This is a genomic window from Rhizobium leguminosarum (assembly GCF_004123835.1).
Lineage (GTDB): Bacteria > Pseudomonadota > Alphaproteobacteria > Rhizobiales > Rhizobiaceae > Rhizobium > Rhizobium leguminosarum_M.
The window spans coordinates 1,117,396-1,138,221 of sequence record NZ_MZMU01000003.1 but is presented as its reverse complement, the minus strand read 5'-3'; the positions used below and the strand labels follow the sequence as shown (position 1 = coordinate 1,138,221).

The 20,826-nt window shown below is 59.9% G+C and carries 15 protein-coding genes and 3 pseudogenes; 8 read left to right on the top strand and 10 right to left on the bottom strand.

Translation table 11 applies throughout. The features are described 5' to 3' along the window. A complete protein-coding gene (locus tag B5P46_RS09425; RefSeq protein ID WP_129418424.1) occupies nucleotides 1-1,065 on the bottom strand; it encodes an efflux RND transporter periplasmic adaptor subunit in 1,065 nt (354 codons plus the stop codon). Between the two features lie 181 nt (nucleotides 1,066-1,246). On the opposite strand from B5P46_RS09425, the pseudogene B5P46_RS09420 reads away from it, so the two are divergent. After that, nucleotides 1,247-1,926, top strand: a pseudogene (locus B5P46_RS09420) (TetR/AcrR family transcriptional regulator). Nucleotides 1,927-2,114: 188 nt separating this feature from the next. Here the strand turns inward: B5P46_RS09420 and B5P46_RS09410 are convergent. Next, nucleotides 2,115-2,339, bottom strand: coding sequence for a hypothetical protein (locus B5P46_RS09410; protein ID WP_129418423.1), 225 nt, complete (start codon nucleotides 2,337-2,339; stop codon nucleotides 2,115-2,117). Between the two features lie 619 nt (nucleotides 2,340-2,958). On the opposite strand from B5P46_RS09410, the gene B5P46_RS09405 reads away from it, so the two are divergent. Then, nucleotides 2,959-4,278 (top strand): glucoamylase family protein, encoded by a 1,320-nt coding sequence (locus B5P46_RS09405; protein ID WP_129418422.1) that lies wholly within the window; start codon nucleotides 2,959-2,961, stop codon nucleotides 4,276-4,278. Between the two features lie 79 nt (nucleotides 4,279-4,357). On the opposite strand, the gene B5P46_RS09400 is transcribed toward B5P46_RS09405, so the two are convergent. After that, nucleotides 4,358-4,753, bottom strand: coding sequence for a response regulator transcription factor (locus B5P46_RS09400; protein ID WP_129418421.1), 396 nt, complete (start codon nucleotides 4,751-4,753; stop codon nucleotides 4,358-4,360). Nucleotides 4,754-5,135: 382 nt separating this feature from the next. Between B5P46_RS09400 and B5P46_RS09395 the strand changes: the two genes are divergently transcribed. Next, entirely contained in the window at nucleotides 5,136-5,774 is a 639-nt protein-coding gene (locus tag B5P46_RS09395) for a response regulator transcription factor (protein WP_129418420.1), read from the top strand. A gap of 797 nt (nucleotides 5,775-6,571) precedes the next feature. Further along, entirely contained in the window at nucleotides 6,572-12,112 is a 5,541-nt protein-coding gene (locus B5P46_RS09390) for a trifunctional serine/threonine-protein kinase/ATP-binding protein/sensor histidine kinase (protein ID WP_129418419.1), read from the top strand. A 346-nt stretch (nucleotides 12,113-12,458) separates the two neighbouring features. Here B5P46_RS09390 and B5P46_RS09385 read toward each other — a convergent pair whose 3' ends face one another. Together B5P46_RS09385 and B5P46_RS34340 are read right to left on the bottom strand one after the other, a co-directional pair. After that, the gene (locus B5P46_RS09385; protein WP_245456130.1) at nucleotides 12,459-12,788 is read right to left on the bottom strand and encodes a hypothetical protein; all 330 of its coding nucleotides are present in this window, start codon (nucleotides 12,786-12,788) and stop codon (nucleotides 12,459-12,461) included. A 482-nt stretch (nucleotides 12,789-13,270) separates the two neighbouring features. After that, nucleotides 13,271-13,549 (bottom strand): hypothetical protein, encoded by a 279-nt coding sequence (locus B5P46_RS34340; protein ID WP_164986464.1) that lies wholly within the window; start codon nucleotides 13,547-13,549, stop codon nucleotides 13,271-13,273. Between the two features lie 366 nt (nucleotides 13,550-13,915). Between B5P46_RS34340 and B5P46_RS09375 the strand changes: the two genes are divergently transcribed. Beyond that, nucleotides 13,916-14,134, top strand: a complete 219-nt coding sequence (locus B5P46_RS09375) for a hypothetical protein (protein ID WP_129418418.1) — start codon at nucleotides 13,916-13,918, stop codon at nucleotides 14,132-14,134. A 313-nt stretch (nucleotides 14,135-14,447) separates the two neighbouring features. Here the strand turns inward: B5P46_RS09375 and B5P46_RS09370 are convergent, their stop codons facing one another. Further along, entirely contained in the window at nucleotides 14,448-14,642 is a 195-nt protein-coding gene (locus B5P46_RS09370; RefSeq protein WP_129418417.1) for a hypothetical protein, read from the bottom strand. Between the two features lie 327 nt (nucleotides 14,643-14,969). Here B5P46_RS09370 and B5P46_RS09365 point away from each other — a divergent pair. From B5P46_RS09365 to B5P46_RS09360, 3 genes and pseudogenes are all read left to right on the top strand, one after another. After that, nucleotides 14,970-15,097 (top strand): annotated as a pseudogene (locus B5P46_RS09365) (IS66 family transposase zinc-finger binding domain-containing protein); the annotation flags it as partial. Nucleotides 15,098-15,471: 374 nt separating this feature from the next. Beyond that, a pseudogene (locus B5P46_RS34865) lies at nucleotides 15,472-15,660 on the top strand (TetR/AcrR family transcriptional regulator); the annotation flags it as partial. A gap of 9 nt (nucleotides 15,661-15,669) precedes the next feature. Continuing rightward, nucleotides 15,670-16,113 (top strand): TetR/AcrR family transcriptional regulator C-terminal ligand-binding domain-containing protein, encoded by a 444-nt coding sequence (locus B5P46_RS09360; RefSeq protein ID WP_245456145.1) that lies wholly within the window; start codon nucleotides 15,670-15,672, stop codon nucleotides 16,111-16,113. Nucleotides 16,114-16,225: 112 nt separating this feature from the next. Here B5P46_RS09360 and B5P46_RS34860 read toward each other — a convergent pair whose 3' ends face one another. The 4 genes from B5P46_RS34860 to B5P46_RS09335 all read right to left on the bottom strand — a co-directional run bounded on the left by B5P46_RS34860 (nucleotide 16,226) and on the right by B5P46_RS09335 (nucleotide 20,816). Beyond that, a complete protein-coding gene (locus B5P46_RS34860; RefSeq protein WP_245456129.1) occupies nucleotides 16,226-17,302 on the bottom strand; it encodes a hypothetical protein in 1,077 nt (358 codons plus the stop codon). Beyond that, a complete protein-coding gene (locus B5P46_RS09350; RefSeq protein WP_245456128.1) occupies nucleotides 17,302-18,195 on the bottom strand; it encodes a DUF2092 domain-containing protein in 894 nt (297 codons plus the stop codon). The genes B5P46_RS34860 and B5P46_RS09350 overlap by 1 nt, the downstream gene beginning before the upstream one ends. 248 nt (nucleotides 18,196-18,443) lie before the next feature. Beyond that, nucleotides 18,444-19,796 (bottom strand): NAD(P)/FAD-dependent oxidoreductase, encoded by a 1,353-nt coding sequence (locus tag B5P46_RS09340; RefSeq protein ID WP_129418415.1) that lies wholly within the window; start codon nucleotides 19,794-19,796, stop codon nucleotides 18,444-18,446. 237 nt (nucleotides 19,797-20,033) lie between these two features. Beyond that, nucleotides 20,034-20,816 (bottom strand): 3-hydroxybutyrate dehydrogenase, encoded by a 783-nt coding sequence (locus B5P46_RS09335; protein ID WP_129418414.1) that lies wholly within the window; start codon nucleotides 20,814-20,816, stop codon nucleotides 20,034-20,036. Nucleotides 20,817-20,826: the final 10 nt, after the last annotated feature.

Genomic DNA, 20,826 nt, shown 5'->3' with positions numbered 1-20,826 from the left:
TCACTTGCCTTCCCAGGCGACTGCCTGGCCTTCCTTGAGGAATTTTCCGCCTTCGGTGACGATCAGGTCTTGTGCGGCGACGCCGCCGGTGACGACGAAATCGCTCTGGCGGTATCGGTCGACCGAAATCTTCCGGAGCGAAACGGAATGGTTTTGGGTGTTGACGAGCCACACGGCGGGTTCGCCTTCGGCTGATGCGATCGCGGTATAGGGGAGCACGATTCCGTCGCGCGGCGAGGCGCGCAGCTTGCCGACGACAGGCGTTCCGAGTGGCCATGGCGCGCCCTCCCGGAGCCCCACCTTGATCCGGATCGTGCCTGCCTTCGCGTCGATGACGGGCGAAACCTCGCGTATGCTGGCATGAACGTCGAACGATGGGTCGGACACCGGTGCGACCTCGACGTCGTTCAGCGGCCGGCCATCCAAAAAGAATGCCTCGAAGACGTCGAACACCGCGTCTCGAGGCCCGTCATGGGCGAGCGTGAAGGCCGATTGCGCTGCTGACACCACCTGCCCGGCTTCGATGCCGCGCGCCGTGATGATGCCGTCTGCAGCCGCTTTCAACTCGGTGTAGGACAGCGCGTCCTCGGCCGTCGCGAGCGCGGCCTCGGCGGCCTCGAGGGAAGCCTGCGCACTCAGCAGCTCCTTCTGTGCATCGTCAAAGACCGCCCGCGGAACAGCCTGCGACTGCAGGAGCGACTTCGCCCGGTCGAAGGCGAGTGTCTTCTGTCTGGTGACGGCCTGCGCCGACTCCAGTGCCGCGCGGGCAACGCTGACGTCCGCCTGCTGTTCCGTGTCGTTGAGCCGGGCAAGGACGTCGCCGGCGCGGACATGCGATCCGATGTCGACCCTTCTCTCAAGAACCCGGCCGCTGACGCGAAAGGAGAGTTCGGTCTGAACCCTTGCCTTCACCTCGCCGGTGATTTCCGCACCCGGTTGATACTGAGCCTCGGCGGCCGCAACGACGCGGACCTGCTGCGGCGGCGGCGCAACTTCAGCTTTTTCTTCGCAGGCAGCCAGAACTGCGCAGGCGAGACCAATTCCCAGCAATCGAAAGGACTGCATTTTTTGCTCCGGTACGGTTTGCGAAGAGAGCCGCATTGTTGATCGGCCAGCTTCAATCTGCTGCGTGTAACAGGCCATCGCCCGATGTTGACAACGCCCACTTAAAGGCAAAAGTAGGCGCTGTCAACATATGATGGGCAAGAATGTTGACACGAGCAACTTAAAACCTAAATGGACGAATATGACCCAAGACATTTCCACGACAGAGCCGCGCCCGTATCACCATGGTGACCTGCACAGGGCGATCGTCGAGGCCGCACTCGATGTCCTCAGCGAGTCCCAGAGCACGGAATTTTCGCTTCGGGAGCTCGCCCGACGCGCGGGCGTCAGTTACAAAGCCCGTACCAACACTTCGCCGACAAGCGCGAATTGCTGGCCGCCGTCTCGGCGGTCGATTTGAGCTCCTTGCGAAGCAAATGAGCGACGCGACGAAGGAACTCGACAGTCCGCGCGAGCGGCTGGCAGCTATAGCGCGCGCCTACGTTTGCGGCGGCGTCAACAATCCTGCGCTCTACAGATTGTGTTCAGAGGCTATCTCGCCGGTCAGGACAACGGGCTCCCTGCTGTCGAAAGAACTGCGGCAGAGAACATAAGAGCGCTTCTGGTGAATGCGATAAGCGACGGCGCGCTCGGGCGGCCCATTCCGGACACGGCCGCAAATACACGTTACTTTGACGGTGCCATTCTAATTTTCTGGTCGCAAATGCATGGTCTCAGTTTGCTGCTGGTAGATCGCCTCGTCGGCTCAGCGACCAAGACGAAGGCGCTGACAGAGAGCGCCTTGCAAAGCATGCCGACAGACTGGCGAACAGTATCCCCGCTGTACCACCAGGAGTGTGGGTAGGACCTCGGCCTGTCTAATAAAACGTCCCGAGCCTCGCGCCCGGCGGCCTGCTGACATTTGGGAAGATGCTTGCATTGGGGCTGATGTTTTGCTGGCGACCGTGCGGGTGATTTCCGCACTCAAATCAAAAATAGCCAGGATTGGGGTGCACCGCTCGCAGAACGCCTCCCCTGCCCGAGGTTGGGAATATCCGACCGACCTTAACCTAAGCCGCGGTCAACACATCTCCGACCTGGATATACGACGACTTGGCCTTCGCAACCTTCTCCCTCAGAGTAGCCAACTCCTCAGCAAGCAGTTCCACGGCGATCTTCTGGACGGCTGCCTTCAACCGATCCTCGACTTCGAAACTGTCCAGCATGTAACTGGTTATTGCGTCTTTCATCAGTTCTTCGATGGCAGGATCATTCTGCTCCAGCGTGTCAGTCATACTGTGCTTCCTTTGGTGCGGGCATTCCCCTTCAGTTGGCACCTTTGAGGCTAGTCTGAAAGCGCGATCTCAGTCCATAATACTCAGGGAAGACTTTCTGAATTCTGGTATGCTCATTTCCTCCTTTGGTTTAGCCCACTCCACCAGATTTCGGAGTCTATCGAGCTTAATCTTCCTCGGTTGGGGGATTACAGATGTGCAGGAAGCCTTACCCTGGAGGCTTTGGCAGAGGGTCGCAGTGGCTATTCCAGTTTGGAGACACAGCTGATAGGATTGGAAAGATCAAAGTCGGGGCCGAAGGCTACGGTGGGAGTGTTGGGATCGGCTGGCTTTTCCTCCCTGTTCTGAAGTCATTTGCAACGATTTCGGCCGATCCGCACAGCGCTTGTCGACGAGCCGAGGCATTGCGAACCTTGAGTTCCCGCCAAGTTGCCCGGCCTATCAGCTTTTTACACAAAGATGGATTGGCGACGTACCGTATCGGTTTCCATAATTCAGAGGAGGTCGGTCGAGGAGTGCACGCCGTCATACTGGACCAAAGACCGATCGCAGACGTAAATGTGCCGCTTGGTGAAGACGGGGACACGCACGACATCCGCGCCGTAACTGGTTAGCAACCATGCCCGAAATCATGTCGACCGACCGCTCTCTCGACCGTTTGCCAACCGACCAGGATCTGGGGCGGCTGCAATTCACCACCTTGCTATACTATCTCCAATGCACGAACCCGGACAACGGTCTGGTTCGCGACAAAACCGAACCGAATGCCCCGGCAAGCATCGCGGCAATTGGCATGGCTCTGGCGACAATTCCCGTTGTTGTGGAGCGCGGCGTAATCATCCGCGAATTCGCGGCAAAGATCACCCGCAGGCGACTAAGGTTTTTGATGGAATGTCCGCAGGGGCCGGAGCCCGATGCATCCGGGTATAAGGGCTTTTTCTATCATTTTCTGGACATTGAAACGGGCCGCCGGGCCTGGCAATGCGAATTGTCCACTATCGATTCGGCTTTCCTGTTCGCGGGCGCCCTGACCGCGGCGACCTATTTTGATGGCGATACGGCCGATGAGGCAGAAATCCGCAAGCTTGGGACGGCGCTTTACGAGCGAGCCGACTGGATGTGGGCTTGCGATGGCGGCCTCACCTTGACGCATGGCTGGCACCCGGAAAGCGGGTTTATTCCCTATCGCTGGCGCGGTTACGATGAGGGTCTGCTGCTGTACATTCTCGGGTTGGGATCGCCAACCCATCCATTGCCACCGGAGAGTTACGCCGCCTACACCGCGAGCTATGAATGGAGAAACATCTATGGTCGCGAATTGCTTTATTCGGGGCCGCTTTTTACCCACCAGTTGTCGCACATGTGGGTGGACTTTCGAGGCATTCGTGACGAGTTCATGCGCCAGCACCACAGCGACTACTTTGAAAACAGCCGGCAGGCATCGTTCGTGCAGCAGGAATACGCAATTCGCAACCCAATGGGTTTTGCGGGTTACGGGGAATATTGTTGGGGGTTTACTGCCTCCGACGGACCAGGTTGGGGTAAGCGGGCGATCAATGGCGTCGACCGGGAGTTCTTCGACTACAACGCCCGAGGCGCGCCCTTCGGACCTGACGATGGCACCGTCGCGCCATGGGTCGTTGTCGCCTCGCTGCCGTTCGCGCCGGAGATCGTCGTACCGACAGTCCTCAACTTTGCGCGAATGAAGCTCGGCATGACGCGGCTTTACGGTTTCAAACCGTCGTTCAATCAGACCTATGCCGTGGAAAACAGTCCCACCGGATGGTGGGTAAGTCCCTATCACTTTGGCATTGACCAAGGTCCGGTGGTGCTGATGATCGAAAACTACCGGACCGGTTTGCTCTGGAACATCATGCGTCGATGCAAGCCCCTGGTTATCGGATTGCGTCGCGCGGGATTTTCAGGAGGGTGGCTTTAGGTTGGATGCGCTCCGACCCTGGCGCTCCCGCGCCCGCCGAGTTGGTACCACCCCTTTGCCCAGGAAAGGTCTTGCAACCTCACGAACCGCTTTCGCCCTCGCTACTGAGAGCCAGCGCAGAACGGATGCAATCAAGCAAAACCTGTTCGCCAAACGGTTTTGTCAGGCAGCCGACGATGTCCGCGCCCAACGCAGACGCGCGCACATTCTTTTCGGGAAAAGCGGTGATCAGAACAGTCGGAATGTTCTTGCCCAGCGCCACGAGCCGGCGGTGCAGATCAAGCCCGCTCATTCCGGGCATATTGATGTCCGTCACGAGGCAGTCCGTGCGGCGGATATGAGGGAATCTCAAGAAATCATCCGCGGATGAAAAGGTCTCGGCGTCGAATCCCATCGACCTCATGAGCCCCTTGATAGCCTCCCGCATCGACTCGTCGTCGTCGACGATCGCAATCAGAGGTTTTTTGGTTGGCACTGCCGCCTCCCGACTTCGCCGATCGGCGTCGTGCCGAATTAGCGTTGTGGCGCGCTTGGCTGGATGGTTTTAGTATCTAACGGCGACAAAGGCATCGCAAGCTATACAATCGTATAGATGGTCTAAGACTTGCGGTAACGAGCGTGGCATCTGCCCAAGAGCGCCGGGAACATGGGCCGCCCGCATCTAGCCTTGTGGCCGAGGTAATTATCGCGCATTCTGGTGTGCGAAAGAAACCCGTTCGGCACTAGCGAAGGAGAGAGGAGGAGTGTTTTCATCGCGTGACTGGCGCTCTGCTGGTTGGGCTTCGCCCGCTGCTGCTGCAGTGGGGGTGGATAGTATATATCCCAAAACGCCGATTCACCTTGGGGGGCTCTGACATTTGACCGAGGCGCCAGCAACCATCATTGTCATCGATGACGACCCGGAAGTCCGCGAGGCGCTGGGCAGCCTGCTGCGTTCCGTCGGCTTTGCCGTCAATCTCCTCGCTTCGGTGGGCGACTTCCTCAGGTCTGGGCGACCCAACGGACCGACCTGTCTCGTGCTCGATGTCCGGCTTCCGGGACAAAGCGGTCTTGATTTTCAGCTCGCGCTGTCGCGAGAAAATATTCAGCTGCCGATCGTCTTCATCACCGGGCACGGCGACATTCCCATGTCTGTCCAGGCGATGAAAGGGGGCGCGGTCGAGTTCCTGACGAAACCGTTCCGAGACCAGGATTTGCTCGACGCCGTTCACGTCGGCCTGGCACGCGACCGCGTGTGGCTTGAAAATGAAAGGGCATTGGCGACGGTGCGCGCGCGTTTCGATAGCCTGACCCCGCGGGAGCGCGAGGTGATGGCTTTGGTGGTGACCGGACGGCTCAACAAGCAGATTGCCGGCGATCTAGGCGTGAGCGAGATTACCGTGAAGGTTCACCGCAGCCAGGTCATGCAGAAGATGGGTACCAGATCCCTGCCCGAACTCGCGCGTATGGCTGACAAGCTGATGCTTGTGCCGGGAAAGCCGCAAACGCACTCATAAAGGTCTTGGCTGCGCGTATAGGTCACCCCCTCCTCATTGGTAACCGATCCTTCCGGGTGGCCAATAGCCCGGGCGGGAGCCCTCCTCTATCGTGCGGGTTCCTTTCCTCCCCTCCTCCCAGGAGGCCGTATCGCCACCGATCGGCCCGCCTTTGGCCTCCCACCCCCGCGGGAGGCTTCTTTTTGGCCTCAGTGCCGGCAAGACACTTTCAACTCCAACACCGACACCGAATCGCAACTGACGGCACGACCATGCGCGCGGTGGAATAGCTCAGACCATCGCCCCAGTCATTGTCGGATGGCCTAGGATGACTTCGCCGACATGACTCCCTGAGCAGAATTTCGCTGATGGGTATCGGTGCCGGTATTCCAAAGTATCGCAAGACGAAACCACGGTATAATTTCCCGTCGTCCCTTCCATCGCTAGTCTCTACTCGTGCCTCGGGACAGGCAGGTAGCGAATCCCCCCGTTGCTACCACCAAGCTTCGGCGCTCCCTCCATTCGAAGCTCTGCGGGTCCACGACCCGCCCGACCGCCCAGCAGCCGCTGGGCGGTCTTTCATAGAGGTGGACCACGTATCGAACGGGCGGGTGTGGGCCGCTCGTTGTTGGGACGAACAGGCGAGATGTGGTAAGAAGGTGGGGAAGTGGTTGCGGTTCGTCATATGTGCTCGCTGTGGCCAATTTGATGGGACGGATCTCCGAAACGAAAGTGGCAGTGCCAGATGCGACAGGCGAGATGACGAAGTCGGCAGGTAAGCACATCCTCTTTCTTCGGCGTCGGTGGAGATTTGCAGTTTGGAGGTTCTTTGGGAGGACGGTGATCGCGTGTTCCGCCGGGAACGGCGCCGGGGCGCCGACGGCAAGTGGAACCCGGTACTGGTGGTGCTTTCGGCCCTTGAGTACCCGACACCTTCAAGCCTCGGCCGCCTCGACCATGAATATGGATTGAAGGATGAGCTCGATGGCGCATGGGCGGTGCGACCGCTTGAGTTGGTGCACGAAGGCAGCCGGACCATGCTGGTGCTTGAAGATCCGGGCAGCGAGCCGCTCGCCCGGCGACTCGGAACGGCAATGGAAACCAAGCTTTTCTTGCGCCTCGCGATTGGCATCGCCGCTGCGCTCGGCAAGGCCCACCAGCGCGGCCTCGTCCACAAGGACATCAAGCCGGCCAATATCCTGGTAACGGGCACGGGCGTCGAGGTGCGGCTAACCGGCTTCGGGATCGCCTCGCGCCTCTCCCGCGAGCGGCAGGCGCCCGAGCCGCCCGAAGTGGTCGCCGGAACGCTTGCCTATATGGCCCCGGAGCAGACCGGGCGCATGAACCGCTCGATCGACTCCCGCAGCGACCTTTATGCACTCGGCGTGACCCTCTACGAAATGCTGACCGGGAGCCTGCCCTTCGCCGCTTCCGACCCGATGGAGTGGGTGCATTGCCACATTGCACGGCAGCCGGTGCCGCCCAACGAGCGGGCGGCGGATGTTTCACCGGCAGTCTCGGCCATCGTCATGAAGCTGCTCGCCAAGACGGCCGAGGAACGATACCAGACGGCAGGCGGCGTCGAGCACGATCTGAGCCGCTGCCTCAGCCAATGGGAAATCCACTGCCGGATTGACGCATTCCCGCTCGGCGAACGCGATATCCCGGACCGCCTGCTGGTTCCCGAGAAGTTATACGGGCGGGAACACGAGGTCGAGACCTTGCTCACTGCCTTCGACCGCGTGGTGTTGAGCGGGACGCCGGAGTTGGTGTTGGTCTCTGGCTATTCCGGCATCGGCAAGTCGGCGGTCGTCAATGAACTCCACAAAGTACTGGTGCCGCCGCGCGGGCTGTTCGCATCGGGCAAATTCGACCAGTACAAGCACGACATCCCTTATGCGACCATGGCGCAGGCCTTTCAGGGCCTGCTCAAGGGGCTCCTCGCGAAGAGCGAGGCCGATTTGGCACCGTGGCGCGAGACGCTGATCGCGACGCTGGGACCCAATGGACAGCTGATGGTCGATCTCATCCCCGAGCTGAAGCTCATCATCGGCGACCAGCCGCCGGTCGCTGAACTTCCGCCACAGGACGCGCAACGGCGATTCCAGCTGATATTCCGGCGGTTCATCAGCGTCTTTGCCCGACCCGAACATCCGCTGGCGCTGTTCCTCGACGATCTCCAATGGATCGACGCAGCGACGCTCGACCTGCTGGAGGATCTGCTGACCCGGTCGGATATGCAGCAGCTCATGCTGATCGGTGCCTATCGCGACAACGAAGTCACCGCCGCCCATCCGCTGATGCGGAAGCTTGACGCGATCAAGACCGCCGGCGGCAAGGTCTCGGAGATCACGCTTGCGCCGCTTACTAAAGACTATCTCCGGCAATTGATTGCGGATGCGCTCCACTGTCAGCCCGATCGTGCAGGCCCGCTCGCACAAATGATGCACGACAAGACCGGCGGCAATCCGTTCTTCGTCCGTCAGTTCCTGTTTTCCCTCGCCGAAGAGGGGATGCTCACCTTCGATCATGACGCGGGATGCTGGTCCTGGGATCTCGAGCGCATTCATGCCAAGGGATACACCGACAACGTCGTGCAACTCATGGTCGGCAAGCTCGCGCGCCTGCCGCCCGAAACGCGGGAGGCGTTGCAGCAGTTCGCCTGTCTGGGAACCATCGCAAATACCAGCATGCTTTCCCTGGTGCTCGGGATCCCGGAGGAGCAAGTCCCTGGGGCCCTATGGCCTGCCGTCGCTCATGAACTGCTCGAGCGTCTGGCAGACGCCTACCGGTTCGTCCACGATCGCGTTCAGGAAGCCGCCTATTCGCTGATCCCGGAGGAGCGACGCGGCGAGTTGCACCTTCGCATAGGGAGACTGCTTGCGGCGAACACTGCGCCGGCGCTGATTGACGATTCTGTTTTCGAGATTGTCAGCCAGCTCAATCGCGGAGCCGCACTTATCACCTCAGCTGAGGAGCGCGAGCAACTGGCCGAGTTCAATCTGCTGGCCGGCAAGCGCGCCAAGGCCTCGACGGCATACGCCTCGGCGCTCAACTATTTTGTTGCCGGCACGATACTGCTTTCGGGAGACGCCTGGGAGCGCCAGCACCAACTGGCGTTCGCGCTTGAGCTGAACCGGGCCGAATGCGAGTTCCTCCTTGGCGCGCTGGCGGCCGCGGAGGAGCGGTTAGCAGAGCTTTCCAATGTTGCTGTCTGCACCGACGACCAGGCTGCTGTCGCCTGCCTGCGCATCGATCTCTATGCTGCGCTCGGTCAGACCAGTCGCTCCGCCGCAGTCGGTCTCGACTACCTGAGGCAGTATCTCGGCATCGACTGGTCGCCGCATCCCCCCGACGAGGAGGTTCGGCGCGAATACGACCGGATCTGGTCGCAGCTCGGGAGCCGCGCGATCACTGAGCTCATTGATCTACCGTTGATGAGCGACCCAGCATCCTCCGCGACGCTGGATATTCTCACCCGGCTCGTTGGGGCGGTATGGCATACCGACGCGAACCTGGCATGCATGGCAATCTGCCTGGCCGTGAATCTGAGCCTCGAGCGCGGCAACAGCGACGGCTCCTGCTACCATTATGTATCGCTTGGCTATATTGCCGGGCCGCGCTTCGGCGAATATGAGGCCGGTTTCCGCTTCGGTCAGTTAGGCTGCCAACTGGTCGAAAAGCACGACCTGAAGCGCTTTCAGGCCAGGACTTACAAAGACTTCGGGGCTCACGTCATACCGTGGACGAGACATGTCCGAATCGGCCGCGAAATGTTGCGGCGAGCGCTTGAAATTGCCGACCAGAGCGGCGACCTCACGTTTGCCGGATACAGCTATGCCAGTTTGAATTCGAACCTGCTGGCAGCGGGAGATCCGCTTATGGAAGTGCAACGCCAAGCGGAGATTGGCCTCACATTTGCGCAGAAGGTGCGGTTCCAGTTCGTCATAGACCTCGTCAGCGCGCAGCTCGGGCTCGTCCGTACGCTGCGCGGGTTGACCCGGAAATTCGGCTCCTTTGACGACGACGGATTTGACGAACTTGAGATCGAACGCCGGTTTTCCGAAAATCCGAATCTTGCGGAAACCTGCTACTTTGTCAGAAAACTCCAGGCGCGGTTCTTTGCGGGCGACTATGAGGCCGCGGTCGATGCGTCATTGCGGGCACAGAGGCTACCATGGACATCGGTGTCGCATTTCGAAGAAACGCCGGAGCATCATTTCTATGGTGCCTTGGCCCGCGCCGCATGCTGCGACTATGCTGTGGTTGACCAGCGGGCGCGGCATATGGTGGCTTTGGTTGCACACCACCGGCAGCTTCAGATCTATGCGAAGAATTGCCCGGAGAACTTCGAAAACCGAGCCGCGCTGGTCGGCGCCGAGATAGCACGCCTTGAAGGCCGTGAAATCGATGCCATGCGTCTTTACGAACAAGCGATCCGCTCGGCGCGCGCAAACGGCTTCATCCATCATGAAGCCCTCGCATATGAACTCGCCGCCCGCTTTTATGCGCAGGGAGGCTTCGAGGACTTTACTCGTCTCTATCTCCGCAACGCGCGTGGCTGCTATCTGCGCTGGGGCGCCGACGGCAAGGTGCGGCAACTCGACCAACTCTATCCTGACCTGAGAGGGGAAGAACCCACTGCCGCTCCAACAAGCACCATTGGTGCACCGGTCGAGCAACTCGATCTCGCAACCGTTATCAAAATCTCGCAGGCCGTGTCGGGCGAGATTGTCCTTCAAAAGCTGATCGACACGGTCTTGCGCACCGCCGTTGAGCAGGCGGGCGCCGAGCGCGGCCTGTTGATCCTGCCGCGTGGCGGTGAGTCACGGGTCACGGCGGAGGCCACGACTGGCGGCGAAACGGTCGTGGTGCAGATGCGCGACGAGATCGTGACAGCGATTACGCTGCCGCAATCGCTCCTTCATTATGTCTTGCGCACAAACGAAAGCGTGGTTCTCGACGACGCCTCAGCTCAGAATCCATTTTCCGCGGACCCCTATATTTGTCAGCACCATGCTCGTTCCATTCTCTGTGTGCCGTTGTTCAATCAGGGCCAACTGACCGGGATACTCTATCTTGAGAACAACCTCGCCCCTCGGGTCTTCGCGCCGGCCCGGATCGCGGTGCTGAAGCTGCTCGCCTCTCAGGCAGCGATCTCACTGGAGAATACCCGGCTGTACCGCGATCTCGCTGAACGCGAAGCCAAGATCCGTCGCCTCGTCAAGGCCAACATCATCGGGATCGTCATCTGGGATATCGAAGGTCGCATTCTTGAGGCCAACGACGCGTTCCTCCGCATGGTGGGATACGACCGAGAGGATCTTGCCTCCGGTCGGCTATGCTGGACCGACCTGACGCCGGCCGAATGGCGCGACCGCGACGCGCGGACCGTCTCAGAGCTGAAGATGATCGGGGCAGTCCAACCGTTCGAGAAAGAGTACTTTCGGAAAGATGGCAGCCGTCTGCCCGTGCTGATCGGCGGCGCACTGTTAGAAGAAAGCAGGAATGAAGGTGTCTCTTTCGTCCTCGATTTGACGGAGCGCCGGCGGGCCGAAGAGGCGTTACGGGAGAGCGAGGAAGCCTTGCGCGAGGCGCAGGCGCAACTGGCCCACGCAAACCGCGTCGCCACAATGGGGCAGCTCACGGCCTCCATCGCCCATGAAGTCAATCAGCCGCTCGCCGCGTCGCTCACCAACGCCCAAGCGGCCTTGCGCTGGCTCGGTAGCCATCCGCCGAATCTGGAGGAGGTGGCACAGGCGCTCGCCCGGATCGTCGAGAACGCCAATCGAGCCGGCGATGTCATTGGCCGGATCCGTGCCTTGGTTAAGAAGGAGCCCCCTCGCAAGGCGCAGTTCGACCTCAATGAAGCCATTCGTCACGTGATTGCCTTGACCGGCAGTGAAGTGCTCCGGCAAGGCGTCACGCTGCAGACCGAATTCGCGACGAGCCTCCCGTCCGTGCAAGGAGATCGCGTCCAGCTGCAACAGGTGATCCTAAACCTGATCATGAACGCCATCGAGGCGATGAGCTGCGTTGGTGAGGAAGAGCGCGAGTTGCTGATCAGCACCGAAACAGAGGCCTCAGGAGGCGTGGTCGTCGGGGTGCGCGACTCGGGTCCGGGCCTGGACCCGCAGGCTATGGACCGTCTTTTTGAGGCCTTTTACACGACCAAATCCAGCGGCATGGGTATGGGCCTGGCGATCTGCAGTTCAATCATCGAGGCTCACGGGGGCCGGATGTGGGCCACCGCTAATGAACCTCGTGGGGCTGTGTTTCGGTTCACCCTGCCTCTCAAACGAGACGAAGCCGCTGGCGCAAAGCATGCCGACCAAATGGCAATGTTGGGAAACCAATAGGACCAACAACTGGCTGAAGCTCTCGCAGCCAGTGCAGGTCTCAGCGAGGTGTGAAGGCCGTCGGCCTGGCCCCCTTCTCCATCACGAGACGACTGAGGTGCGGCCGAAGCTGAATTCACCTTCACGACGCGGTTATCCGGCCAATGGGGGCGGCAGTGGCGAAAGCAACAAGCGCATCGATCGCGGCGCGAAATCGCGCGACAGGAAACTGGACGACGCGATGAAGAGCATCAACATGTTCGCACCAACTAAAAGGTGCCAGCCACCAAACTCGATGATCCTCAAGTGCGGACCAAAAGACCTTTCCAAGACGCGGATCGCTTGGCTTAATGCACGGTCACGGAACTCACTGAAGGGCAAAGTCCTCGAAGTCCTCTACAAGACGGACAAGCCCGAGGGAGTAGCACAAAAGACCGAACCGCGTCCCGGTCACGTACAGGGTAAAGGCAGATCTCCCGGCGTGCAAAGCTTGCCCCCAGGAAGGCGTGATTGTTTCGCGGGGCATGACGGAAAACATCATCAAATGCGCCTCAAAGGCCGTATTCGGCCATGATGAACCATCTGGCGGCATCTGGAGCGGAGAGCCCGGAACCCAGGGCCTAGCTTTCCCATATGCGCTGGGAAACAGCGTCAACGGGACCAGATCGATTTCGATGCGGTTGAGTTCATGTGTCATAGTGTCAATCCTTAGAAGGAACGCGGGGGAACGAAGAGGCAAACGGTGCTACCCGTGGGCTCGCCGGCCACCGTGGATTGGTGAAACTGCCGTCCGGACTGTTCTTGATGCAGGTCCCGCGGCGTGATGAACTCCCCAGTGAGCTTGATGACCTAGTCGCGCGAGCCTTCGAGAACCGCTTGATGGTGGATTCTCGCGGCAGTCAAATCCGCTGCAACACGAAAACGGATATGTCCATCCGGTCGGCTGTGCCGCCGTTGGCGTCGCATCATGCGCTGCTGCCGGAGCAGCGATCACGACTGCAAAGCAAATAGGCGCTGGCTTGCCCATGATCCGCACCTAGACTTGAAGCTTTCCCTTCGATCGAGTTCCGCTACGAATAGCGTCTCCGTCTGTCCAGGCGGCCCCACGTCCCGAAGCGCCTTCATAGTTTGCGGCGCGGGAGCATGTATCCTGACCGTAGCAGGACGCTGCTCGACCCGCTATTGATCTGGAGGAAGGATCGGGTAGCGAAGAGGGAGGGGATGACTTATACGAGGGTTTAGGAGTCCTTGATCGGAGGCCGGCAAGCCGCGTGATGTCTCCGCAAGAAAGTCGACCATCACCCGCTCCTTCGAGATGAGATGCCGCCAGCTGGGATAGACGACCATGACGCCGATATCGCACTCCTTTTCCGCGGCACGGCCGATGACATCGACCAGATAGATGTCGTCCCGAACCTGCGTTACGGCATTGCCTTGTACGACGGTGTTGAGCGCCATTGCGATGTCCTGGGGACGAGACTCCGAGCTGTCGGGGCCTTGTTCTGCAGCACGTCAATCTTCACGCTGCATCTGCCGTCTTGAGCGCGCCGGCTAGGAGAACACCGAGCAATGTGTGGATGCTTCATGCTCGAAAACGAATGGCTGAGTCTGGCATAGCTCCCTGGTAGCCCGCCTGTCTGCTGCGTCCGTATAATTTCCGCATACACAAGTATGATGGCGGACCTATACACTTTGTTCTAACGTTTGCTCACAAGTGCTGGCTCCGCCTAGCTGCTCATGTTCGCACCGGCGTCGCTACCAATTCACAGAGCGTTGGAACCAGTGGCCAGTTTTCAGGTTCCAAAACCGTTAGGAGGACGCAGAATGCCGACGGTATCTCCGACTGCGATCACGCCGCCAGACGGGCACGTTGTCACCGCCCGCGAGGCGCTTGAGCCCCTCTACGAAAGACTGGAGCTTCACACTGAGTCCACCTTGCTTTCGGCGGCAATGGAAGCCGGATGGCCCGCCGAGGAGGCAACGAAGGCGGTGGCTGCCCTTAGATTGCAAGACGCCCTCAATATTCTTGGTCGAGCGAATTGAGGTCCAGCATATCGACGCACAGCTCAAAATTCTATTGCTTGAGGACGATTCCATTGACGCAGCGTTCGTTGATCGTGCTGCTCGGCTCGGTCGCGACTCGATCGAAACAACCAGACTTATCAGCATGCCCAATTCGACCTCAAGGAAGCGGCTCACCAAGCTTCAGTCGGATCAATCTGGCAAGCCCATCCGTCCCCCGACGACCGCCTGCTCGCTTTTCTGGAGGGTCTGTAAGACAGGAACTTATGCCGAATCGGCCCAGTGCCACAACCGTCCAAACAGCTGCAAGTGTTGCGCAAACGGCCAGTTGCTTCTAAAACCATCCGGCAAAACACCAGAGGCTCGCTTGGTTGCCACGGTTTAGCAGATCGACCAAGTTATCGGCCTCCTCGGCGGTGAGCATGTCCATGACAAACCCATCGATGACGGCCGGCTGTCCGATGACTTTATCGAACACCGTCCAGTAAATGTTGAGGTTCTTGCAACGGCTATATCTTTGCGCTGCCATCGTGAACTGCCTCCGGGTGCGGTAAAGTTGCCTAGCGTTATCCCCACTTTCGTCAATTGTGAGCGGCCAAACAGACATGACTGCCCGACGGCTCTTGGAGATCTGCGAGGCTCGTGACGTTAGTCAGTCGCTCGGCAGAGGAAGAGGGCTCGCATTCAGCGGGTGGTAAAGGAACCCTTGCGCCACAGAGAGTTAGGTGGCCCGTTGCCTTTAAGAAGGCGCTCACAGTAGAGCATTTTTGTACCTGCTGATGAAGAGATGCGTTGGCATCAGGCATGCTATCTACTCGTATAGCCCCCCAAGCCGGAAGAAGGGTCGAGCCTGCAGGAAAACGTCTCCGAACGGTTGGACGTGATGCCGGCGAAGTTCCGCGTCATCGTCACGCGCCGCCCAAAGTACGCTTTTAAGACTGGGACGGCCTTATCCAGGCGGCTGCTCCAGCTCACCTCATCGAGCGCGCGGCATTCGAGAATGAATGTAACCACGTTCTCGGCGGGTCAGCCATTGGTGCTCAGCCACCCAGTTCGCGCCGTTCCGTGTGTATCCTGCTCATAGTATCCTTGTCACAGCTGCGAATAGAACCGCGTCGGCGAGCTCGATCTGCTGCATGTAACTGGCCACCGCCAGATGTTGACAACGTCAACTTTCTGGTTAAAGTAGACGATGCCAACATCGCTCGTCAAAAATGCTGCCACACGCAACATCCATACAAGATGAGCGGGTTACGACCAAAACACTGCCACTGCAGATCAGCGCCCACAACCAAGGGTCATGAGCGGGCCACCATAGCTGTGCCACCCGATACTCTCAAAGAATCCAACGGGATGTAATGAAACGAGCTGGAAAGAAAACATCACGGGCGGAGCGGAAGGCAAGGCGTCCTGACGAAATACTGGAGGCCGCGTTCGAGGAGTTTGCGACGAAGGGATATGCGGCAACGCGGGTTGAAGACGTCGCAACCCGACTGGGGATAACAAAGGGAACGGTCTACCTCTATTTTCCGACCAAGGACGTTCTTTTCCAGGAGATGTTTCGCCACGCGTCGACGTCATCCGCAGATCTGTCGACCGCCATCGGCTGCCTCCGGGGATCCTGCGCGGAGCGGATCCGCGACCTGCTGCTTATCGCTTATGAAAACACGGCCAACGACCGAAAGACGAGAGAACTCCTGCGCTTGTCCGTCGCCGAAGGAACTCGTCTTCCCGAAATGGTCGATTGCCGTCATGAGCTGTTTATCGCACCGGCGTTTGCAGCCCTCACGGCCTTGGTCGAGGAAGGCGTGAAATCTGGAGAGTTGAGACAAGATACGGCGGCCGATACGCCTGACGTGCTCGCGAGTTCGATTTTTCAGGTTGCCGTCTGGCATCTCATGTTTGCCGATCGAAAGCCGATCGACGGCAAGGCGCTTATGGAGGCGCACATTGACCTCGTTATGAACGGGCTTCTGCAGCATTCGGAACGAATGGCCTGACTTGGCGAGGGGCGTCAGAGCGGACGGAGCTGTGCAGTTTTCGATGCTGGCAAAGGCCGGATACGTCGTGCGACGTATCCGGCCTTTGCCTCTTCCCCATGCTGAGCTGAATCTAATTTCCGCTAGGAACGCAATTGTAATCCGACGGTGGGACTTCGCCTGTGACCGAGATGTTTCCCTGGATCATATAGACAATCCGTAGATTGGCGGCCGCAGCCTGAAGCCAACCGACCGCATCTTCCGATGTCCATGCCGTGCCCTCCGGCGGCAGGCTCTCAAACAGGCCGGCAATCAAAGGATTCACAGACTGGGAGCTGCTGTTGCCGCCGCTCTGGCTCGACCCGCCCTCTCCGCCGCCATTGGTCGAGGCCGAGCGGCTCTGATCGGAAGAGCTCGCATATACTTCGCCAGAAGAGCCTGAAGACCTCGCGTGAGACGAACCCGACGCCGCGTTAGCAGAGCCCGCGCTGCCGTGGGACGAACTCGAGGACGCTCCGCCAGAGGAACTCGTAGTAGATCCAGACTGATCTCCATAGTAAGAATACGTCGTTCCGCCTGTGCTCGAGGCGGCCGCAGCACCGACGGCGACGCCTGCCGCATACCCGCCGAGAACGTAGGCTCCGCGGCGATAGTATCCACGCCCATATCCACCGCCATACTCTCCGTGACTATGGCCGCCGACGCCGTGGTCTCCACGACCATAATATCCACGGCCAAAGTATCCGTTGCCGTTGCCCGAGACCTTGAGATCGCCGGAATTGTTGACGGTGAGGTTGCCGGAGTCCTTCGCGACGATATTCCCGCCGGAGTTCATGACGGCGCGGTTCCCGTTGACGTTACGGCCCGAGTTCAGCGTATTGCGGATATTTCCGGACACCTTGTTCCCTCCACGGCTGGCCCCCTCCGCCAAGCGCCCCTTTGCGCCACCGACATTTGGCGCACGAATACGACCGTTCACCGGTGGACGGTTCTGCACGCTCTTCGGCGGCCGGCCGTGGCGGGCCATCGGTGGACGCGGTGCGCCGCCCATTTGCGGACGTGGCGGCCCTCCAGACGGCAGGGGCGGTGGGCCTCCAGACGGCAGGGGCGGTGGACCGCCGGGCGGCGGCCCAAACTGACCGAAGGCCGCGTCCGATGTAATGGCCGTGAAAGCGAGAAAAGCAAAGCAGGCGCGCTTCAGATAGTTCATCACTTGCTCCCTTTCGTTCCCGATGCGACGGCTGGTGTCGGGGCGATCTTTTTCACATCGGCGGGAGGTTCAAAGGTGAATTCGGCGTCGGACAGAGGGGGTTGGGTCTTCCAGCTGGTGAATTCGGCGACGAAGCTTGGTTGGCCCTGCAGCAACGGGTAGGTGACGACCAGACGATGCGGCGTCGCAGCGGCATTCTTCTCGACCCACAATTCCAGATCGATGCCGGACTTCTGAGAGAAAAACAGATGCCGGCACTCGACGCCGTCGACAGTAGCCGTTCCCACCTGCCAGCCGGCCAAGGCATCACCCAACAGGACCTTGTCTGGAAAGTCTGCAAAAAGGGCGCCGAGCGGAAAATCGACGTCCAGCTTGGTTGCCACCTCGTTGAGCGCAGATGGTATGTCGCCCGATGCCGGGATCGTTGCGTATTTCTTGCTGTCGGGAAAGAAGACCGATGCCGACTTGCCGTCGTAGAACAGATCGTGTCTACCGTCATCGCCGGTAAACTCGACGGCAATCCGGTCGGGACGGCGCACGGTGATTTTCATCGTATGGAAGATGTGAAGCGGTTGTCCGGACTGATCCAGGTAAATGCTGATCGTTCTCGCCGTGATCGTCAGGTCCCTGGCAAGGAGCGTCTTTCCCATCTGCGAAACGGCGGTGGCGGCCTCGTCGCTGATCGCCGGTTTTACCGGCGGGCTCGGCTCATCCGCTCGAGCTGTCGGCAGTGCAGCGAATCCTACGAACATGCCGAGCGCGGCAGTTTGGACGGCATGCCGCATCGCAGTCACTGCATGCACGCCTCCGTCGACAGAGCGGTTCGTGGCCACCGAAGGTCGCCGGGCCTTCGTGAGGGCCCGCCGCAAACCATTACAGACTTCCATGTTCATTTCCTTTGCATTCAGAGATTCATTGATGGCAGACAGCCCAATGAGGCTTCCCGCGAAGTAGACGTCGTTTACGTGCTGGAGCGTTGCGGACGTCCAGGGATTGGAATGCTCTAACGCCCTGCCAGAACCACACTCCTCCGACGACAATGGCGAGCATTGAAACCGAGGCCATGAGGGCATTTTGCACGTTGACGCTTCGGGCCTGTACCGACCCGCGATCCAGCCGTTGAAAAGGTCCCGCTACATCATCAGTCAGGCAATCGAATGCGCGCTCGGACGTGGGAATTGATTATGTCCGCGAGCCATATCAGACCGCCACGCCAGAATCCGTGCAGCCGCGATTGATGGCTGCGATACAGGAGAACGTGACCGAGCTGGGCCACGCGTCCGCGTATAAAGCCGCCCGTGAACAGCCCGAATTGTCCAAGCGAGCCATACGCGCCGTAGCCGCCTAGCGATACGATCGAACCGAAGTCCCTATAGGAGAACGAGGGCAGCTCCCTCCCTTCCAGCCAGCCGGGAAGATGACGGATCAAATGCGAAGCCTGCTGATGCGCAACCTGTGCTGCCGGTGGTAGCGGCTTGCCGGGGTCTCCCACGGAAAGACTGGAACAGTCCCCGACGGCAAAGATCCGGGGATCAAGCGTCGTCTGCAGGGTGGGTCCCACCACGATCTGATTGTTGCGTGTCACTTCAAGGCCATCGAACGAGGCACAGACGTCCGCAGCCTTCACGCCGGCCGCCCACACCTTCAGCTCGGCGTTGATCTCTGTTCCGTCCGCCAGTCGAAGGCAACCGGCCTCTGCGGCGACGACCCGCGCGCCCGTAAGGACGGCGACGCCGAGCCTCTCGAGACGCTCGCGGGCGGCGAGCGCCACACGTTCGGGAAACGCACCCAACAGATTTTTCCCGCTTTCGATCAGCGTCACCTTGACCTGGTCGCGCAGTGCTGCTGCGCCGTAATGGGCGGAGGCATCGGCGAGCTGTACAAGCTCTGCAGCCAGTTCGACTCCTGTCGCGCCGCCTCCGACCACCGCGATGTTCAAGGGGGTCTTGGCCGCGAGCGCTTCGAGCATGTGCGCCATTACCTCGCGATTGAATTTCATCGCCTGGGAACGGCTATCGATCGTCCGGCAATGCTCGCGCACGCCTGGCGTTCCGAAGTCGTTCGCCTCGCTGCCTGTCGCCAGGATCAGAGTGTCATAGGAGATTGCACGCTCCGGCAAGATGGGGCGACCATCGATCTCCAAAGGGTTCAGATAGACCTTGCGCTCTTTCCGGTCGATGCCCTTGAGTTCTCCCGGCTCGAACACGAAACGTCGGTTACGGGCCTGGGAGATATAGGACGTTTGCTGTTGGGAAACGTCCGTGGTTCCGGCAGCAATCGTATGCAGCATCGGCTTCCAGACATAGGCAGGCTCCCTGTCGATCAGCGTCACGGCGAGCGAGGTTCCACCTATGCTTCCCGGCAGCTTGGAGGCAATTTCAAGCCCCGCGATTCCACCACCGACGACCACGATCTGGTGGGGTCTTGAAGCCGTGCCTCCTTTTTCCGGATCGTGTCGCTGTCGCTTGTCGGATAGCGTTGATGATTTCTGCATTTATCTTCTCCAGATATAATCACCTGCAAGCCGCGACTTTGAGGTCGCTGTCGCAGTGTTTTCGGGGGTTTCGTCACCTGCCGGAGCGCGGCTCGACGATCAGCCGTCCGCTACGCCGGTAAGTGGTCAGGAGGCGCACCCCAGTTCGCCAGGATCGAAAGCCTTGCATGGCCCCCGCGGCGGTGACGGCGTCGTCCCGCGCCGCAAAGGGTGTCGTCCGTCTGTCCGCAATCGTTCCTACTGCATGAACCAGCCGTGGCTCACGACCAGCGACTGACCGGTCACGGCATTGGACCTGGCTGCGGCGAAATAGAGAACAGCGTCGGCCACGTCATCGGTGCTGGTAAACTCGCCGTCGACCGTCTCCTTGAGCATCACCGTCTTGACCACCTGCTCCTCGCTGATGCCGAGCTCCCGCGCCTGCTCGGGGATCTGTTTGTCAACGAGCGGCGTGCGCACGAAGCCGGGGCAGACCACGTTGGCCGTGACGTTGTGTTCGGCCCCTTCCTTTGCCAGTACCTTGGCCAGTCCGATCAGTCCGTGCTTGGCCGTGACATAGGGCGCCTTCAGCTTCGAGGCTTCCTTGGAGTGCACGGAGCCCATGTAAATCACCCGGCCGTAATTGGCGGCATACATGTGCTTGAGGCAGGCGCGAGTGGTCAGAAAGGCGCCGTCGAGATGGATCGAAAGCAGCTTTCTCCAGTCCGCAAAGGGAAAGTCGACCAGCGGCTTGACGATCTGGATGCCGGCGTTGCTGACCAGCACGTCGATCTTGCCGAACCTGGAGATCACCTCGCCAACGGCCTTTTCCACCTGCTCTTCGTCGGCGACGTTCATCGCCAAGGCGAAGGCATCGCCGCCCTTCTCCTTGATCTCGGCGGCCGTTGCGTTCGCGGCGTCGAGATTGAGGTCGGCGATCACGGGAATGCCGCCTTCGGCTGCGAAGCGAAGCGCGATTTCCTTGCCGATGCCGCTCGCGGCTCCGGTGATAATCGCTACTCTTCCATCAAATCGAGACATAGATAGTTCC

Excerpts from the sequence above, each read along its gene's own strand:
- B5P46_RS09425 (WP_129418424.1), bottom strand. The coding sequence starts at position 1,065 with ATGCAGTCCTTTCGATTGCTGGGAATTGGTCTCGCCTGCGCAGTTCTG.
- B5P46_RS09410 (WP_129418423.1), bottom strand. The coding sequence starts at position 2,339 with ATGACTGACACGCTGGAGCAGAATGATCCTGCCATCGAAGAACTGATG.
- B5P46_RS09405 (WP_129418422.1), top strand. The coding sequence starts at position 2,959 with ATGCCCGAAATCATGTCGACCGACCGCTCTCTCGACCGTTTGCCAACC.
- B5P46_RS09385 (WP_245456130.1), bottom strand. The coding sequence starts at position 12,788 with ATGACACATGAACTCAACCGCATCGAAATCGATCTGGTCCCGTTGACG.
- B5P46_RS34340 (WP_164986464.1), bottom strand. The coding sequence starts at position 13,549 with ATGGCGCTCAACACCGTCGTACAAGGCAATGCCGTAACGCAGGTTCGG.
- B5P46_RS09375 (WP_129418418.1), top strand. The coding sequence starts at position 13,916 with ATGCCGACGGTATCTCCGACTGCGATCACGCCGCCAGACGGGCACGTT.
- B5P46_RS09370 (WP_129418417.1), bottom strand. The coding sequence starts at position 14,642 with ATGGCAGCGCAAAGATATAGCCGTTGCAAGAACCTCAACATTTACTGG.
- B5P46_RS09360 (WP_245456145.1), top strand. The coding sequence starts at position 15,670 with ATGTTTCGCCACGCGTCGACGTCATCCGCAGATCTGTCGACCGCCATC.
- B5P46_RS34860 (WP_245456129.1), bottom strand. The coding sequence starts at position 17,302 with ATGAACTATCTGAAGCGCGCCTGCTTTGCTTTTCTCGCTTTCACGGCC.
- B5P46_RS09350 (WP_245456128.1), bottom strand. The coding sequence starts at position 18,195 with ATGAACATGGAAGTCTGTAATGGTTTGCGGCGGGCCCTCACGAAGGCC.
- B5P46_RS09340 (WP_129418415.1), bottom strand. The coding sequence starts at position 19,796 with ATGCAGAAATCATCAACGCTATCCGACAAGCGACAGCGACACGATCCG.
- B5P46_RS09335 (WP_129418414.1), bottom strand. The coding sequence starts at position 20,816 with ATGTCTCGATTTGATGGAAGAGTAGCGATTATCACCGGAGCCGCGAGC.